The following is a 16,048-nucleotide window of genomic DNA, read 5'->3' as shown; positions in this document are numbered from 1 at the left end:
ATTACGAACCCGAACCCTGTAATGCCTGTTCCAAACGCGCCGGTGGCTGATAGCCGGGGATCATGCTGCCATCATCCAGAATTAATGCTGGCGTGCCGTTAACACCAACCTTCTGGCCAAATTCATACTGCTGACGCACCTTATTTTCACAGCTGTTTGCTGGGATATTGTCACCCGCTTTAGCGGCGGTCAGCGTTGCTTTTGGCTCATCAGAACACCACACCGACACCATGTCTTTGTAGGTCTGTGTGTTCAAACCACCTCGTGGGAAAGCCAGATAGCGCACGGTAATGCCACGACGGTTATACTCGTCGATCTGGCTATGTAATTTACGGCAATAGCCACAGCTAATGTCTGTAAATACGGTAATTACATGACGTTCGTCGTCGGCTTTAAATTCAATCGTCGAATCCTGAAACTGTTCCAAACCTTCCAGACGGATTTCAGCCAACGCCTGTTCGGTCTCGTTCAAAAGTCCCTTGTTGATGTTATAGACCCGACCATGGATCAGATAACCTCCGTCAGTGCTGACGTAGAACAAGCCCCGACTGGTAACCGCCTGATACAACCCCTCAACCGGGGCAGGCTCTAAACTGGTTACCTTCATCCCTAACTGATCACTCAGGGTCGTTTTGAGCTGCTGCTCGGTGTCGGTTTCGGCCTCTACGGCGAAGGCACTGACTAGCGCGGCCAGCGTTAAACTTGCGATCCAATGTTTCATTCGAACTCTCTAAATTGATTAACTGTTTAATTTGACCCGCTGGTCATCGGAAAAGTTACATTGTATTGAGTCATGGTCTCGGTTTCCATGCCATTCGGTGCTGTTTATATCAGATCCCTCTAGCCTCTGGGGTGATGGTCACTCACCACCTGTTGTAAACGCTCATTAGCAATGTGCGTATATATCTGAGTAGTAGAAAGATCAGAGTGCCCCAGCAACATCTGTACGACACGCAGATCGGCACCGTGATTCAAAAGATGGGTCGCGAAAGCGTGCCGCAAGGTGTGCGGCGACAGACTGTCGTCTATCCCCACCTCTCTGGCATACCGCTTAATACGGTACCAAAAGGTCTGGCGAGTCATGGGCTGACCTCGACTGGAGGGAAACACAATATCGTCCTGCTTCTGCCCGAGTAGAACGGGTCGCGCCTCACGACAATAGCGCGTTAACCAGTCCACCGCGGATTCACCCAACGGTACCAGGCGGTCTTTATCCCCTTTGCCGGTAACCCTGACCATGCCTTGTGTCAGACTCACCATGGACAAGCGTAAGCCCACCAGTTCACTGACCCTGAGACCTGCCGCATACAGCACCTCCAACATGGCACGGTCGCGATGCTGTATCGGGTCACCGATATCCGGCGCTTCCAGCAAGGCATCCACCTGCTGTTCAGTTAATGTCTTAGGCAGAGCCTGAGCCAACTTTGGGTTGGTCAGGTGAGCGAGAGGGTCGTCCTCACGCACCTGATACTGCAGCTGATACTTCACTAAGGTTCGCACACTGGATAACATGCGTGCGGTGCTGCGCTCCGATAAGCCCGCATCATAGCGGCTGGCCAGGTACTGATTGATGCTCAAAGCGTCGAAGTTCCCCAACGTCTGGCTCTGGCTTTGCAGAAACAGAGCCAAACGCACCAGATCGCGCCGATAGGCCTGTACCGTATTATCACTTAAGCCTTTCTCCAGCCAGATGTAATTCTGAAACTCGGTGAGGGCTTCCCGATGAAAGCGGGATAGGGTCGAAGGAAAGGAAGAATCGGACGTGGACACGATAATCAGTTATCCCAAACAGTGGTGACATTCAGGATACCAACTTCCCCCCCTTAACGCATAAAAAAGAGGTGCCGAGGCACCTCAAAGAAGTCTGCGCTAAACAGCGCTTCTGACTCTCCCGGGATGGGAAACGATAACGCCTAAGAGTGGCGATAACGACGATACTCCGCCTGAGACAGAACACCGTCGCCGTTAATATCAAAGCGCGAGAAATCCCCGGCCAGTATCTGATCGGCCGACGCTTCCTGATAACTGATGACGCCGTCATTATCGGTATCCAACAACATAAAGCTTTGCGGCGTGGCCATGGCCACTGCGCTGATGACGAACGGTATCGAAAAAACTGCTTTTCTCACTGTCGCTCCTGATTATGACTGATAGGGAAACGAGGAAAAAGAAAGCCACGGACGGGGGATGAGCGGCCGTGGCTTATACCCAATGTTAGCTATTGAGGTAAGCTTCAACTTCCCCTTTGGAAAGGCGGCCATTACCGTCGGTATCGACCTTAGCAAAGTTGCTGGCTAACTCTTTCGACGCCGCCGCTTCCTGAGGACTGAGCGAACCGTCACCATTCGCATCCAACTGATCAAAGTTTATATTCCCAGCCAAAACACCCATGGCTGGCAGCAGCATCATTGTTGCAATACACTTTTTCATGATTTTCTCCTTTATACTTAGGTTGGGTCGGCACCCAATGTGCCACTATGACTCTCCCACTCCCTGTATCAACCTCCGTGCCAACCATGAAAAATCACTATTTATCAAATAGTTAAACTTTCAACTCAACGCTTCTACCGACCAGACTGTCGCCATACTGCGACCCTTACAGCCCGAAACAAACAAAAACCTTTAATTAACATGGGCTTACACTGTAATAGTCAGGCGACACTGTTAGATTTAAGTGAAATTAAAGCTTCGCCGCCCCCAGGTCACCGGATGCATAAGGCTGGATCTACAGCGGCAACGGCTTACAATACGCGCAAACCAATCAGTCTGACGATTATGACCGACACGGCACAAATTGGCTTATTTTACGGTTCCAGCACTTGCTACACCGAGATGGCGGCAGAAAAAATACAGGCCCAACTGGGTGAGGAACTGGTCGATATCCACAACATTAAGGATGTGCCCCTCAAAGACGCCGAGGGCTATGACATTCTGATCTTTGGTATCTCCACCTGGGATTTCGGCGAGTTGCAGGAAGACTGGGAGTCCAGTTGGGAGGATATTCGCGATCTCAATCTGGAGGGCAAGGTCGTTGCGCTTTATGGCCTGGGCGATCAAATCGGCTACACCGACTGGTTTCAGGATGCCTTAGGCATGTTGCATGACGAATTATCCATACTGGGTGTACACTTTATTGGTTATTGGCCCAACCAAGGTTATGAATTTGCCCAGTCGAAAGCACTGACCGAGGACGGCGACTATTTTGTCGGTCTGTCCCTGGATGACGAAAACCAGTTTGAGCAAACCGATGACCGCATCCAGCAATGGGTCAATCAATTGGTGGATGAGATGCAAAGCATTTAATCCGGTTAGTTAGCTGGTGCGTACCAACCGACTTTAACTCAGGAATGAACTATGACGGCTCCCATTGTCATTACTGGCGCCGCCCAACGGGTTGGGCTCTATTGCGCCCGGGCTCTCAATCAACAGGGCCAATCTGTGGTAATCAGCTACCGTCGCCATCGTCCATTGATTGAAGAACTTGAAGCCGAAGGCATCCACTGTATTCAGGCTGACTTTAGCAGCGAATCCGGCGTCAATGCCTTTGCCGATACCCTAAAGGCTAACTACGGAAGCCTCAGGGCTCTGGTCCATAACGCCTCGGACTGGCATGCCGACAGCGACGACAATCCAGGTCAGGTATTCGAGGCCATGATGGCCGTACACGCCAAGGCGCCCTTCCTGCTCAACCGGGCTCTTGCTCCGCTACTCAATGGGGATAAGGCAGACATAATCCATATGACTGACTTTGTCACCCAGATTGGCAGCACCAAGAATATGGCCTATGCCGCCAGTAAAGCAGCACTGGAAAACCTGACCTATTCCTTTGCCCGTAAGCTGGCTCCTTCGATCAAGGTGAATGCCATTGCCCCGGCATTGATCATCTTTAACGAAGATGACAGTCCGGCCTACCGCCAGAAGACCCTGAAAAAATCGTTGATGGAAATCGAGCCGGGTGAAAAGGAGATATTCAACAGCCTCTGCTTTCTGCTCGACTCCGACTACATCACCGGTCGCAGCATCCCGGTAGACGGGGGCCGGCACCTGAACCTCCCATAGGATAGTGAGCATGACATCCCGCCTGCACCGGCCTTATTTTCGACGTGGACTGGATCACCGCGAAGGGCAGGATATGAGCTTTGCCGATATTGTGCGGATCTTCGGCTTTCGCACCGTCAGCGTCGGCAAATGGGTCACCAGAGATGAACAGCAGCGGGCCGCAAACCTGTTTTTCGATGCGCTGTGCGATCTGATGGACATTCTGGGTGTGCCTGAGCGTGTATTGTCACTCAACGGCACGCTGTCACTGGCGTTTGGCACCGGCGGTCAGAAACATGCCAATGCCCATTATCACAGCGGTACCCGTACCCTGGCGCTGGCAAAAAATGCGGGCGGTGGCTCTCTGGCCCATGAATGGTTTCATGCTTTTGATCACTACATCTGTCAAAGGCTGTTTATGGAAGCACAACCCAATGAGTTTGCCTCCTGCTGCTGGCTGGAATCCCGCAGTGTAAGACAACACCCGCTCAACCAACGTCTGGCGGACTGCTTCAGCCAAACCATGATGGCCTCAGACGGCCAGCAAGCCAATGACTACCTTAAAACAGCGGTAGCCGTCGACAAGCAGATGCAGACTTTTTACTTCGCTCAGCCTCAGGAACTGTGTGCCCGGGCCTTTGAGGCCATCATTCAGGATCACGCAACCAAGAATGCCTTTCTGGTCAGCGGCACCAAACAAAGTCAGGAGGCGGAAATGGGATTATATCCTCAGGGCGAGCACCGCCAGCAACTGGCGCAAAGTTGGCTGGGGTATTTCTATCTGCTGGGACAGGCCCTGGACGCTCAATAAGCGGCCTTCAGCCACAAGGCCCGGGGGCATATTTTAATGGTGACCGGCGTGGAGCCGATGGTGTCGCCATCCGCCTCGATCTCCAAGCCCGGTGTGGGAATGTTAACGGAGCGGGTCTGCCAATAATCCACGGCCACCGAGCTGAGATGCTTCCCTATCAGCATTTTTGCCAGATGATACAGTCGCGGCAATACCGGCAAGGCCGAAACCCAACAGACATCCAGCAGACCATCGTCTGGGCTGGCGTTGGGCGCAATCGGCATGCCACCGCCAAAACAACGCCCATTGGCAAAGGCACACATCAGCATGGGCTCACTGTGCTGCTGTTCCTGTGAATCAATCTGCACCGTTGGGGAACGATAGATCAGCGCCTGTTTCAGGGCCGACAACCAGTAATGTTTAGCGCCCATAAGACGTGTGGCTGACTGACTGGCAACCACCGCTTCACTCAACCCAATACTGGCAATATTGACAAAGTAATGCTCATTGCACCGCCCTAAATCAATTTGTCGACATCGTGATGACATCACCACATCAATAAGGTCGGCATTCTTGGGGTACCACTGTCTGGCAAAATCATTACCGCTGCCGCAGGGCAAAACGCCAATCGCCACCTCAGTGTAGGCAAAGGCATTCGCCACAAGGTTTAAGCTGCCGTCACCTCCTAACACGACGACGTCGGTCACCTCGTTCTGACGCTCTTTCAACAACGCAATATCCGAGGCCCTGTCGCCTGAAGTAACCCAATGTTCAAAAGAGACCCCGTCGTGTTTTAGCTGGCTGACCAGCTTCTGCCGCAGTCGATGCTGCTGAGGAGCATTCAAGGGAGGTTCAATGATAAGAAAGTGTCTTTGGCGGGTCATAATGCCTGGTGCCAGATTGGTATCGCTCAATACTACCACAATAAAAAAGCCGACCCGGGTTGGGAGTCGGGTCGGCTTGGCGTTGCTACTGAAAAAGCTTAGAAGCTAACAGTCACTGTCACCGAGCATGTGCTGCTGGCCGCTTCACAAACCTGGTAGTCATAGCTGGCACCACCTTTATTACCGGTGTTGTCGGTATAGGTACCATCATTGCTGGTAGTGGCAACCAGGCTGCCATTGCGATAGATATCTACGTTGGTAGACGTGGCACCTGACCAGCCCAGATCGATACTGTGGCTACCTTTCACCTTGTAACCGCTGGCCGTCAGTTCGAAGCTTCCGGTATCCCCACCAGAACCGCCATCCGAGCCGCCTGAACAGCCGTTGGTGGTCAGGTAGTTATAGGCATCCAGAGCTTTGACAATACCGTGTCCGAAATAAACGTCTTTACCGGCCGCACCGGCATCTTCGGCGGTTGCTTTCAGGGCCGCACGAATGTCCTGACCAGAACACTCGCTGAAGTGAGACCAGACTAAGGCAGCCAGACCAGACACGGCCGGCGTGGCCATGGACGTACCGCTCATATAACCATAGTCACCGTTTTCGATGGCCACAGTGGCACTTGTAGCGGCCAACAAGGCGTCACGATCTTCCAGCGCTGCACCCACGGCTGGGATGGTGGTGGCATTCGTGTCACCCAGAGTGCCGTATAACATGCCGGCCTCATTGTTGATGATCACTGCCCCTGCACCGCCAGAGTTTTCACAGTTTTGCACCTTGTCGTGGAAGGAGATGCTGCCACGGTCAATCAAACAGATCTTACCATTGGCGCCCGCATCGGTGCTGTCGCCGATTCCCATGTAGTATGTCTCAGCCGAAGCGGTTCCCATATTCTCCATGGCTGAAGAGTCGTAAGACACGCCATCGGCGGTCATGTTAGACAGCGTCGCCAGACCAGCTGGATAAGTAGACAAGGTATTCACCCCGCCTGCGGTCACTTCCACACAGATGTTTTCATTACTGGTGGATTTCTTACCGCGCCCCTCGCTGCAGCTGGGATACTGAGAAAAGCTGGCAATATTGTTGTCGGCGTCGTTCGCACCGATCATCATCACCGACTCATAACCCGCCGGGTAAGAACGCACATCATTGCCGTCGTTACCGGCAGCAGCTAATACCAGGCCACCATTGTTAATAAAGTCATTAAAGGCATTTTCTTCGGTAGAGTTGGCACCACCGCCGCCCAGACTCATATTAATTACGTTAGCACCAGCATTGGCGCACAATTGCGCAGCCTGGGCCAAATCCGAGCTATAACCCCAGCCGCTCTCGTTGAACACCTTGATGATATGCAGTGGTACACCCGGGGCCATCCCCACCACACCGTAGGTGTTGTCAGCTGCGGCTATCGTCCCAGCCACGTGAGTACCGTGTGGACCACCATGGTCAAACCAATTGCCCGTGCCTGAATCATTGTCGCCGGTAACCGCCGACCAATCGAAGTCGGGGTTGGAGTCATCCAGACCGGAATCGATCACACAAACCTTAACATTCGATGTGTTATCAAAATTCAGTTGGTCCGCCTGAGACTGGTAAACCGCGTAAGGCGTTACCTGCTCCATCATAGGATCGCCCGCGTCATCGCTGTACATTGCCATGGGGTAGCGGCGGGTATCTTCCTCGATGAGTTTAATATGAGGGTTGTTCAGCAGTCCCTTCACCTCGGCCAAATCTTTGCCGGAAAACTTAGCGGCAATAAAGCCTTGGGCGTCGACCTTAATGTCACCCCCCAGCTTCTTGGCCAGCGCTTTTACGACGCCTTTTTTACTGTCATCCACCTGGATGATATAGCGGTCATCATCGGCGATTGCAGCGCCTGAGGCACCCAGCGCCATAAGGGTTGCCGCCACCAGCGGCTTCATAGTTAATTTTTGCATTGCTTTTCCCTGTTGACTTGTTGTTTATTATTGAATTTCTGAGGTCGTTCCGGCGATAGCCTGACACCCTACCGACAATTCAACGCATTTTTTGTTTATTTAATCGCGTATGAATTGACGCAGATACTTACCCTAGGGAAATCAACAGAAAAAAATAGGCCACCCACCACAAAGGCAATCCAGTGGCAGTAAGGATTTTTTTACAGTAAAACCATCCTACTTTCGTACAGGCTCTTGTGGGCGTGGATGACAACGTTAGTCATTTTTTTCAGGCATCGACCCGCGCCGATAATCCTGCCACAACTTGATACTAATGCTGGTTAAATTACTGATATTAAAGATGCTACCGAAGATACTGCCAACCACTAACGCATAGGCTAGCCCCAGCCCCTCAGCCAAAATAAACCACTGACGAATACGGTGGGTATGCTGGATCAGAATCGAGCCTAAGGTAAACACCAAGGAAGACGCGTAGGCCAATAAAATGGGCCAACCGTGGTCCAGCCACCACCACTCATAGGCAAAAAAGGCCAGATTCAGGGCGACAAAAAAGTACACCAGCCATAAGTAGCGAAAACGCAGGGCGATGATGTTGCGGATCGAAGCGAGCCCACAGCCAATTCCGGCGGCCATGGCATCCAACAGGAAGAAATGGGTACTCAGGCACATCAGTCCTAGCGCCGAGATCAAACGGTAACGGTTCACCTCATTTTGACGGTAGCCGATAAAGTTGACCACCAATGCCACCGCACCGAAGGCTTCAGCAAATAGATGTTCCATGCGCTCCCAATGATGGTGAGGGTATTGGCCTATTGTTGCATAATCCCCGGCGGATTAAAGTTTAGCAAAATGCCTGAACGATTCGCGGCACCGCCTGATGGCGCGCCGACAATAGCAGGTTGTCTCGCACCCGATCGGCCGGGTAGCCAAACAGGCCAAACTGGTTGCCCCTGACGTGACTGATGATTACCACATGGGCAGGAGGCTGTTCGATGTCACCAAAAAAAGGGTCTAAAACGGGAATGCTGTAACGCCCCTGCAAGATTAACCCCATCTTCCGGCCACGACGGCGAAAGTAATGATCGAACACCGGCGTATCGAGAATAGCGTACACCGAAAATTTGGGGATCTGCAGAGTTCGATGCCGCCATTCGAGCTCCACTAACTGCAAGCCAGTCAGTAACTGGCTAATGGGATCAGGTAAGGGGGACCGTGCCATAACACCTCCTGACAAACCACCGCTCTCACTTAAACTATAGCTTAGAATTTCAGATAGTAGTGACGACAAAGGCGCCGAAAGGCAGCCGTGTACTGATTGTCGTTATCCCGTATGACCAATGTTTTGCTGGAAAAGGGCGTGTCCTGCCAGCCCCAGGCACTGGCTACCAGGCTCACGGGTTTATGAGGTTGAGCGCGCAGCCGAAGTTGTTGATAGCAGCACAGCCGCCAGTCCTTGGCAGCCTGAGCGAGCTCACTCTGCTGAGTATGAGGCAGTACCACCCAGAACGTCCCGTCCCGAGCCAATAGCTGCGCCACAGAAGCCATGAGTTCAGACAGATTCAAACTGCCTTGATGGCGAGCTTGCTGACGACGGGCCTCAAACGACTGTCCGGCCGGGAAATAAGGCGGGTTAGTGACAATCAGATCATAGCTTTTTGTGGGTCGCCAGGACTGCACGGGGCTTTGGTAAAAAGCGATTTGTTGTGACCAGGGAGAAGCCGCGCCGTTGTCTCTGGCCTGAGCGATTGCCGGGAGGTCGATGTCGATACCCTCAATAAAGGCCCCGGCACTGGCCTTTTGCGCCAGCATCAGCGCTAACAGGCCGCTGCCACAGCCGACATCCAGTATTCGCCGGGCACTGCCAACCCGAACCCAGCTCCCCAGTGCAATACTGTCGGTCCCCACCTTCATGGCGCAGCGGTCATGAGCCACATGGAACTGTTTAAACTGAAATCCGGCCATGAACCTCAGAACCGCTGTAGCTGAATCATCTTGTTGGCAACCTCGTGTGCCGCCACGGGCCGATAGCGTTTGAGCGGGCCTATCATCAGTGGCGCCAGCACCCGGGCCAGCCGGATGCCCCATAACTCCAGCGGTCGTGATTCCTTGCGCTGTCCAAGCAACAAAGAGGGTCTGACTGCGGCGGCATTTTCGAAACGCAGCATCGAGAAAATCGCCTGCTCCAGCCGCCCCTTGGTCTGCAGGTAAAAGTTGCGGCTCCTGGAATTGGCCCCCACCGACGATACCCAAACAAAGCTGCGCACCTCAGCCGCGCGGGCTAACTGCGCGGCGATGTGCACCAGCTCAAAGTCCACTTTTTTAAAGGCCGCCTTGCTGCCGGCCTTTTTCATGGTCGTGCCAAGGCACACGTAGACATGATCCACATGAAAATACCCCTGATACTCGGACAATCGTTCGAAATCTACCACCATCGGGCGCAGCTTGGGATGGTGACTGGCCATGGGCCGGCGTACCAGACAGGTCACACTGTGATAGCGCGGGTCGTCCAAAAGACGTGTTAGCAGCGCCTGCCCGACCAGACCGCTGGCCCCCAGAATCAGGGCTTCGTATTGTTGCGCCATTAAATGCTCAGATTTGCTGATTTTGCTCAGTATATCAATTTTACTAAACCACCCTTAACCTGGGTTGTAGCTGGCTGTCGGATTTCAGCATCGGCATCAGCGGCGCAGGCTTGCCCAGGGCAAAGCCCTGTCCATAGCCAATCCCCATCTGAATCAGTAACTGACGGGTCTGTTCATCGGTCACAAACTCCGCCACCGTCTGTTTATGCATGCTGGAGGCAATTTCGTGAATGGCCTTCACGGTCACATAGTTGCTCTTATCCTGCGCCAGATTGCGCACGAAGGATCCATCGATTTTGACGTAGTCCACCGCCATATTCTTAAGGTAGGTGAAGGAGCTCATGCCCGCGCCGAAGTCATCCAGGGCAAACTGACACCCCAACGCCCGCAGGCTGTCGATAAAGTGCCGCGCCAGACTGAGGTTGGTCACCGCCGCCGTTTCGGTGATTTCAAAACACAGCTTCTCGGCCGGAACGCTGCTGTGATGCAAATGCGCTATCACCTTATCCAGAAACGCCTCGTTCCCCAGAGTCACCCCGGACAGGTTGATGGCACATTTGTCCAGTTGTTCCACGTGTTCGGGATGCTGCTCCAGAGCGGTCAGAGTATGCTCAAACACCCATTCATCAATTTTGGTCATCAGGCCGTGTTGCTCAGCCATGGGGATGAAAATCCCGGGGCTGACATAGTCGCCCTGTTCATCCACCATCCTTACCAGAATCTCATAATGCTTGCCCCGCACCGGCTGACTTAAGGGTTCAATCACCTGATGGAAGAGTTCGAAACGATCCTCATGCAGGGCTTTTTGAATGTCGTTTACCCAGCGCAGTTCATCCTGACGATGACCAATCTGCTTATCGTTGCTGTCGTAGATGCAGTAGCGGTTACGGCCCGAACTTTTGGCCTGATAACAGGCATGGTCGGCGGCTTTAATCAGCTCCCCGGCGCTGCGGCCTTCGTCGTTCATTTCAACGACCCCGATACTGGCACCGATATGGAACACATTGTCGCCCCAGGCGAAGCGAAACTCCCGAATCAGATTGAGTAACTGTTGCAACCGAGGTTCGGCCTGCCCGGCACCGAGCTCCGGCAACACCAGACAAAACTCATCACCGCCCACCCGCGCCAGAATATCCTGCTCGCTGATAGCCGATTGCAGTAAGCCCGACACCTGACGAAGTAGTTCGTCACCGGCCTGATGACCACAGGTGTCATTGACCAGTTTAAATTTGTCCATATCGATATAGCACAACGTGGACGCTTGTTGGCTCTTCGCCACCACTTGCAGCTGCTTGCGAAGCTGGCGATCAAAGGCATAGCGATTAAATAAACCGGTGAGCTGGTCGTGGTTGGCCTGATAGGATACCTTGCGCTGTAAGGCCAAATCCTGCGTCACGTCACGGCCAATGCCTTCAATAGCCACCAGACAATGGTCGTCGTCAAACACCGGCGAGTCACGGTATTCGATCTGCCGGATTTCTCCATCGGCAGTGTAATACTCCACAATATAGGGGTCGGGACGCACACCCATAAGCAGCTGCCCACGCACCATCTTGATAATCTGAGGCTGAGTTTTAATGCACTGATCGTGATTGTTCCGGAACCAGTCTGGTGAATAGCCCAGAATATCGGTCACGCTGTTGCTGACAAAAGACACCTCGCCATCCAGACCGTGTGAGTAGATAAAGTGGCCGTTGAGGTTTTCCACCAGACGTCGGAACTTCGCTTCACTGGCCTCCAGCGCCTGTTGGTTATGATAATCTGCGGTGATGTCTCTGACCGTTACGGCAATACCCTGCCCGGCCTTGACGATCTGAATCTTGATCCACTCGGCCCGCACCCACCTGCTGTGTACCTGCACGGTCTTTTCATAACCTGCGCCCGAACGGCACACCTCCAGGGCAGGCATCATTAACGATTCCAGTTCCAGCCGTTCCAGTTGCCGAGATAAAGGGTATGCCTTGAAATTCAGTTGATTAGCACTGAACAGTTGGCGAGCCACCTGATTGGCCTCCACCAGATCAAAATCCTGCCCATGAGATTGTTCGGCGAACACCAGGATGGCATCCAGCGCCGACTCACTGGCTGCGCGGTATCGCTCCTGCGACAGATTCAGCCGGAACGCCGACTTAAGCTGACGATGAAGGAAAAAAGCGATCAGCGACGACATGAGCACCCCCAGTACCGCCAGCACCGCACCTGGGCTGATTTCCGGGCGATCGGCCTGCAGACTCAACGTCCAGTCGCGCCCGGCAAAACTCACTGGTTGATGCACCACCGGCTGGCTGACATCAAACTGATTGTTGCTTTTGAGCACCTGCCCGCCATCGCTGACCGCCAGACTAAAGTCCCCGCCCACTAGCTCGCCCACCATCACAAACAAAGTAGAACGAATATCGAAGCTGGCCGCCACATAACCATGCTCCAGTTCGTAGGGATTGATAGCGCGGGCGATAAACACGTAAAACTGGCTGTCCTCACGTTTTTTCAGTGCGGTGGCAAACTCGCCGGCCTCAGTCGCGTCGAAGTTAAGACCATAATTACTCAGGGGTATCTGCTTTATGCTGTCGCGATAGTCAGGGTTGATACTCCAGACAATACGCTGCTGAGGATTCGCCCAGATAATGTCGTCAAAGCCGGGCAGTACATACTGTAAGGTCTTGGCATGGGCCTGAAACCAGTCCACCGGATTCGGATGATAATCGGGCCAGGTGATCATCAGGTCTTTCAGCGCCCGGCGCCGATCGGCGGCGAACACCTCGATGCTGGACGCCACCTGCTGCGCCACCACCCGGGCCTTAGACTCGCGACTCTGCTGCTCCTGACTTTCCAGATACCAACCTAAAAACAGAAACAGCGATGAGAGTAAAACAAATATCGTCAGGGGCAGTCCGTTGACCCGGTTAAAGACATTGAACGACATAACAACAATGACCCCAAAAGAATTGGCGTCATTGTAGGCAGTGAAAATGACAGCTTTATGAACGACTTGCTAGTCGGTAGCCGGCTTAGATAACTTAAATCTTGGAAAGCGGCTATGTATATCAGATCTTAAGCATATTGCGTTTTTGAGTAAAAGTGAGCGACTCCCAGACTTTTATCGATAATGCACCAATCAACAAATTAACTATTAGTTCGGACTTCTAATCTCGGATATTATCTCTAATCTTCTTTTCAATGCCTGCAAGAACGATCTTGAAAAGATCATCATGAATGGCATGAAACTCAATATTCATTTCCTCATTCCAGTCGGAGGATACTTTGCGACATTTGCCATGTGCTAAAAGGTTACGAATTGAATATTCGCCTACAGACTCCCCTACTTGACTAGATATGTATTTGAGCCTCTTATTGAACTTCCTTTTGTTTTCTGGTTGATTATGAAAAGCGCCTTCAAGTAAAGACTTGAGCGACTTATTCATGTCTGTTTTCTTTGGGTCATCGGCCCACTCAATTTCTATAAAGGACCAAAGCCCTAGATATCCAAGGAATGGGTCTGTACAACGTAGCTCCTTTAAGTAACTGAATTGATGGAAATAATCGTTGAATAATGAGCGCTCTACGATATTTCTTGCTAACAGGAAAGTTGCATCTGCTTCACCTGGCACAAATGGCCGAACAGTGTACACGTTATCTTTTATATCAGGATGTGGCGGCTGCCGGTCAATAAAAGCACCGCTACCGTCAAGCGAAACAGTACCGTGCTCACTGAGAGCGTTATCACTTTTTACTCTGCTAAGTAAGGCGAACAATGTGCCTACGTGATGCGAAAGCTTATTATCTAGAGGTTCTTTGACGAAAATCCAGATTTTATCGTGAGTAGGACAACCCATATTATAAAGCATTTCGACAAAGCGCTTACCGTGCTCAACCAAGGGGGAGTCGCCATTACTTACACTGTTTGTTTCAAAGTATGAAAAACATTCTGAGTCCGAAAGCTTCTCTTCGAAATCTGAATTTATAGTTAGCCAGTATGGTATCTTAGGCATCAATATCCTTAATAACTATTTTCCTTACCATAGCAAAACTTTCTAAGTGTTTGTAAGCAAATTGAAAATACCCGCCTAATCCGCGGCCAACGTAATCCCATAACACTAAGCCGAAGTATGTTGTCTCTTACGCGATTGTCCACTTATCTTCTTCATAAGACGGTCAACACAGGCTTTCCCTGCTGGATATGACTCGCCTTCCGTGGCGAGCCAGCCACTTTTGTCAGCTCACAAAAGTAGCGAAAAAGACCTAGTGGCCCGTGGACACCCTAAGCGTACCGGTCAGGCTTGCAAAAAGTCGGTCGCTCACACTCACTCCCTGTTCGTCTTCGCTTAATCCTCATCCATGATGATTAACCCACTTTTTCCGGCGCCTGCCCGCCACAGGGTGTTTTAACGGGCCAAGGGTGCAAAACCGAAGCTTCTCAGTCTAATGTTGGAGACCCTGAGACAAGCTCAGGGTGACGGTGCTGGTTGGGTTTACTCCTTGTCGCTTTGACTTTTCCTTACCGACACAAGGCTCAATCGAACGCGAAATCCTGGACGATTTCGCGAGGCGATAGCCTTGCAGGACGCTACCTTGAGCCGGTTCGATGCAGTCAGAGCCTTGGGTCGGTAAGGTTCCCGGAAAGTCAGCAGCGACTAAAGACCTTTTCGCCCCTTTTGGGTCTTTCCAAAAGGGGCCGGCGCGTCAGGGATGACGTGTCGTATCAGGCACGGAGGCCAATATTAGACGTGGCCCCCTGATCAAGTCAGGGGTGACTATTACTTTAAGTTTCGCGTTTAATATTCAGCACAGAGGCTAATGCTGGCAATGGGTCCCGACGACGGGTTAAGTACGAGTCCCCTGTTGCGTAGGGGCACGCAGCCGCCTCAAAAGGGCCGCGCCCTTAGGGCACCTCGACGCCGCGAGCCGCTTCCAGTAACGCGAACCAGTGCTGGCGGTCCAGCTTGATATCCAGCGCCTGTACCTGACGACGGATACGCTCAATATTACCACTGCCCAGCAGCGGCATGGCCTGACAAGGCAACGCCAGCACAAAGGCGAGCAGTATCTGGTCCAAACTGGCGTTGTAATGCTCACCGATTCGCTCGGCGACCTTACGCAGGGGCGCAAACTCATCGGCGCTAAACACATCGCCGCCGCCCAGACAGGACCAGGCCATCGGCGCGATGCGCTGCTGCTGGAGGAAGTCCAGATTGCCGTCAAACAGGTAGTCGCTGTGTACGGCGCTGATTTCCAGTTGATTGGTCACCAGTGGTGTCTCCAGCCGTGACTGAAGCAACTCAAACTGAGGCACAGTGAAGTTGGACACCCCAAAGTGGCGCACCTTGCCGTCTTTCTGCAGGCGGTGAAAGGCTTCGGCTACCGCGTCGGCGTCCATCAAGGGGTCGGGGCGGTGAATCAGCAACACATCGATGGTGTCGATACACAGCTCTTTCAAAGACCGTTCGGCACTGGCGATAATATAGTCCGTGCTGGTGTTGTAATGTTTCTCGTGCACTCTGGGCTGATTGTCGCAGGGAAAAAGAATGCCGCACTTGGTAACCACCTCGATCTGCTCACGCAGATGAGGCGCTGCCTTCAGTGCCTTGCCAAACACGCCTTCCTCGGTGAAAGCGCCATAGACATCGGCGTGATCCGTGGTGGTAATGCCCATCTCCAGGCCCTGTTCGATAAACTGCACCAACTGTTGGGTGGTTACCTGCCAGTCAGTCAGCCGCCAGTAGCCCTGGATCATACGGGAAAAGCTCAGCTCGCCTTTAACCAGTTCGGTACGCTGCATAGGGTGTCTCCGTTGTTATGGATTCCCGGGGGAAGCTCCCC

General features: G+C 52.6%; 16 protein-coding genes. 3 read left to right on the top strand and 13 right to left on the bottom strand.

Translation table 11 applies throughout. From position 1 onward, the window contains the following. Position 1: 1 nt before the first annotated feature. The 4 genes from dsbC to HMF8227_RS02550 all read right to left on the bottom strand — a co-directional run bounded on the left by dsbC (position 2) and on the right by HMF8227_RS02550 (position 2,430). Entirely contained in the window at positions 2–721 is a 720-nt protein-coding gene (gene dsbC / locus HMF8227_RS02565) for a bifunctional protein-disulfide isomerase/oxidoreductase DsbC (protein ID WP_109338685.1), read from the bottom strand. A gap of 119 nt (positions 722–840) precedes the next feature. Beyond that, a complete protein-coding gene (gene xerD / locus HMF8227_RS02560) occupies positions 841–1,773 on the bottom strand; it encodes a site-specific tyrosine recombinase XerD (protein ID WP_420820549.1) in 933 nt (310 codons plus the stop codon). 140 nt (positions 1,774–1,913) lie between these two features. Continuing rightward, the gene (locus tag HMF8227_RS15010; protein ID WP_162558463.1) at positions 1,914–2,129 is read right to left on the bottom strand and encodes an EF-hand domain-containing protein; all 216 of its coding nucleotides are present in this window, start codon (positions 2,127–2,129) and stop codon (positions 1,914–1,916) included. Between the two features lie 85 nt (positions 2,130–2,214). Then, entirely contained in the window at positions 2,215–2,430 is a 216-nt protein-coding gene (locus HMF8227_RS02550) for an EF-hand domain-containing protein (RefSeq protein ID WP_109338682.1), read from the bottom strand. A gap of 345 nt (positions 2,431–2,775) precedes the next feature. Between HMF8227_RS02550 and fldB the strand changes: the two genes are divergently transcribed. The 3 genes from fldB to HMF8227_RS02535 are packed head-to-tail and all read left to right on the top strand — an operon-like array spanning position 2,776 to position 4,849. Continuing rightward, on the top strand, positions 2,776–3,303 hold the full coding sequence (gene fldB, locus HMF8227_RS02545; protein WP_109340987.1) for a flavodoxin FldB: 528 nt from the start codon (positions 2,776–2,778) through the stop codon (positions 3,301–3,303). A 51-nt stretch (positions 3,304–3,354) separates the two neighbouring features. Beyond that, a complete protein-coding gene (folM, locus tag HMF8227_RS02540) occupies positions 3,355–4,059 on the top strand; it encodes a dihydromonapterin reductase (RefSeq protein ID WP_109338681.1) in 705 nt (234 codons plus the stop codon). 10 nt (positions 4,060–4,069) lie between these two features. Beyond that, complete coding sequence (locus HMF8227_RS02535) at positions 4,070–4,849, top strand: CLCA_X family protein (protein WP_109338680.1); 780 nt, start codon at positions 4,070–4,072, stop codon at positions 4,847–4,849. Here the strand turns inward: HMF8227_RS02535 and HMF8227_RS02530 are convergent. From HMF8227_RS02530 to HMF8227_RS02490, 9 genes are all read right to left on the bottom strand, one after another. After that, positions 4,843–5,742, bottom strand: coding sequence for a diacylglycerol/lipid kinase family protein (locus HMF8227_RS02530; protein ID WP_162558462.1), 900 nt, complete (start codon positions 5,740–5,742; stop codon positions 4,843–4,845). The two genes, HMF8227_RS02535 and HMF8227_RS02530, sit on opposite strands and share 7 nt — an antisense overlap. A gap of 68 nt (positions 5,743–5,810) precedes the next feature. After that, positions 5,811–7,649, bottom strand: coding sequence for a S8 family serine peptidase (locus tag HMF8227_RS02525; RefSeq protein WP_109338678.1), 1,839 nt, complete (start codon positions 7,647–7,649; stop codon positions 5,811–5,813). Between the two features lie 255 nt (positions 7,650–7,904). Continuing rightward, positions 7,905–8,429, bottom strand: a complete 525-nt coding sequence (locus tag HMF8227_RS02520) for a YgjV family protein (RefSeq protein WP_109338677.1) — start codon at positions 8,427–8,429, stop codon at positions 7,905–7,907. Positions 8,430–8,490: 61 nt separating this feature from the next. Further along, a complete protein-coding gene (locus tag HMF8227_RS02515; RefSeq protein WP_109338676.1) occupies positions 8,491–8,868 on the bottom strand; it encodes a hypothetical protein in 378 nt (125 codons plus the stop codon). 41 nt (positions 8,869–8,909) lie between these two features. Beyond that, positions 8,910–9,611 (bottom strand): tRNA1(Val) (adenine(37)-N6)-methyltransferase, encoded by a 702-nt coding sequence (locus HMF8227_RS02510; protein ID WP_109338675.1) that lies wholly within the window; start codon positions 9,609–9,611, stop codon positions 8,910–8,912. A gap of 5 nt (positions 9,612–9,616) precedes the next feature. Next, positions 9,617–10,231, bottom strand: a complete 615-nt coding sequence (locus tag HMF8227_RS02505) for an NAD(P)H-binding protein (RefSeq protein ID WP_109338674.1) — start codon at positions 10,229–10,231, stop codon at positions 9,617–9,619. 43 nt (positions 10,232–10,274) lie between these two features. Further along, on the bottom strand, positions 10,275–13,154 hold the full coding sequence (locus HMF8227_RS02500; RefSeq protein WP_109338673.1) for a putative bifunctional diguanylate cyclase/phosphodiesterase: 2,880 nt from the start codon (positions 13,152–13,154) through the stop codon (positions 10,275–10,277). Between the two features lie 220 nt (positions 13,155–13,374). Then, positions 13,375–14,220: a hypothetical protein gene (locus HMF8227_RS02495; RefSeq protein ID WP_109338672.1), complete on the bottom strand. Its 846-nt coding sequence runs from the start codon at positions 14,218–14,220 to the stop codon at positions 13,375–13,377. A gap of 890 nt (positions 14,221–15,110) precedes the next feature. Continuing rightward, entirely contained in the window at positions 15,111–16,007 is an 897-nt protein-coding gene (locus tag HMF8227_RS02490; protein WP_109338671.1) for an aldo/keto reductase, read from the bottom strand. Positions 16,008–16,048: the final 41 nt, after the last annotated feature.

This window comes from Saliniradius amylolyticus, from assembly GCF_003143555.1.
Classification (GTDB): Bacteria; Pseudomonadota; Gammaproteobacteria; order Enterobacterales; family Alteromonadaceae; genus Saliniradius; species Saliniradius amylolyticus.
This window is presented reverse-complemented; position numbering and strand designations above follow the sequence as displayed.

Bases quoted from the DNA above. Each gene is read 5' to 3' on its own strand.
- HMF8227_RS02550 (WP_109338682.1), bottom strand. From the start codon at position 2,430: ATGAAAAAGTGTATTGCAACAATGATGCTGCTGCCAGCCATGGGTGTT.
- dsbC (WP_109338685.1), bottom strand. From the start codon at position 721: ATGAAACATTGGATCGCAAGTTTAACGCTGGCCGCGCTAGTCAGTGCC.
- folM (WP_109338681.1), top strand. From the start codon at position 3,355: ATGACGGCTCCCATTGTCATTACTGGCGCCGCCCAACGGGTTGGGCTC.
- HMF8227_RS02495 (WP_109338672.1), bottom strand. From the start codon at position 14,220: ATGCCTAAGATACCATACTGGCTAACTATAAATTCAGATTTCGAAGAG.
- HMF8227_RS02520 (WP_109338677.1), bottom strand. From the start codon at position 8,429: ATGGAACATCTATTTGCTGAAGCCTTCGGTGCGGTGGCATTGGTGGTC.
- fldB (WP_109340987.1), top strand. From the start codon at position 2,776: ATGACCGACACGGCACAAATTGGCTTATTTTACGGTTCCAGCACTTGC.
- HMF8227_RS02515 (WP_109338676.1), bottom strand. From the start codon at position 8,868: ATGGCACGGTCCCCCTTACCTGATCCCATTAGCCAGTTACTGACTGGC.
- HMF8227_RS02500 (WP_109338673.1), bottom strand. From the start codon at position 13,154: ATGTCGTTCAATGTCTTTAACCGGGTCAACGGACTGCCCCTGACGATA.
- HMF8227_RS02525 (WP_109338678.1), bottom strand. From the start codon at position 7,649: ATGCAAAAATTAACTATGAAGCCGCTGGTGGCGGCAACCCTTATGGCG.
- HMF8227_RS02490 (WP_109338671.1), bottom strand. From the start codon at position 16,007: ATGCAGCGTACCGAACTGGTTAAAGGCGAGCTGAGCTTTTCCCGTATG.
- HMF8227_RS02535 (WP_109338680.1), top strand. From the start codon at position 4,070: ATGACATCCCGCCTGCACCGGCCTTATTTTCGACGTGGACTGGATCAC.
- HMF8227_RS02505 (WP_109338674.1), bottom strand. From the start codon at position 10,231: ATGGCGCAACAATACGAAGCCCTGATTCTGGGGGCCAGCGGTCTGGTC.
- HMF8227_RS02510 (WP_109338675.1), bottom strand. From the start codon at position 9,611: ATGGCCGGATTTCAGTTTAAACAGTTCCATGTGGCTCATGACCGCTGC.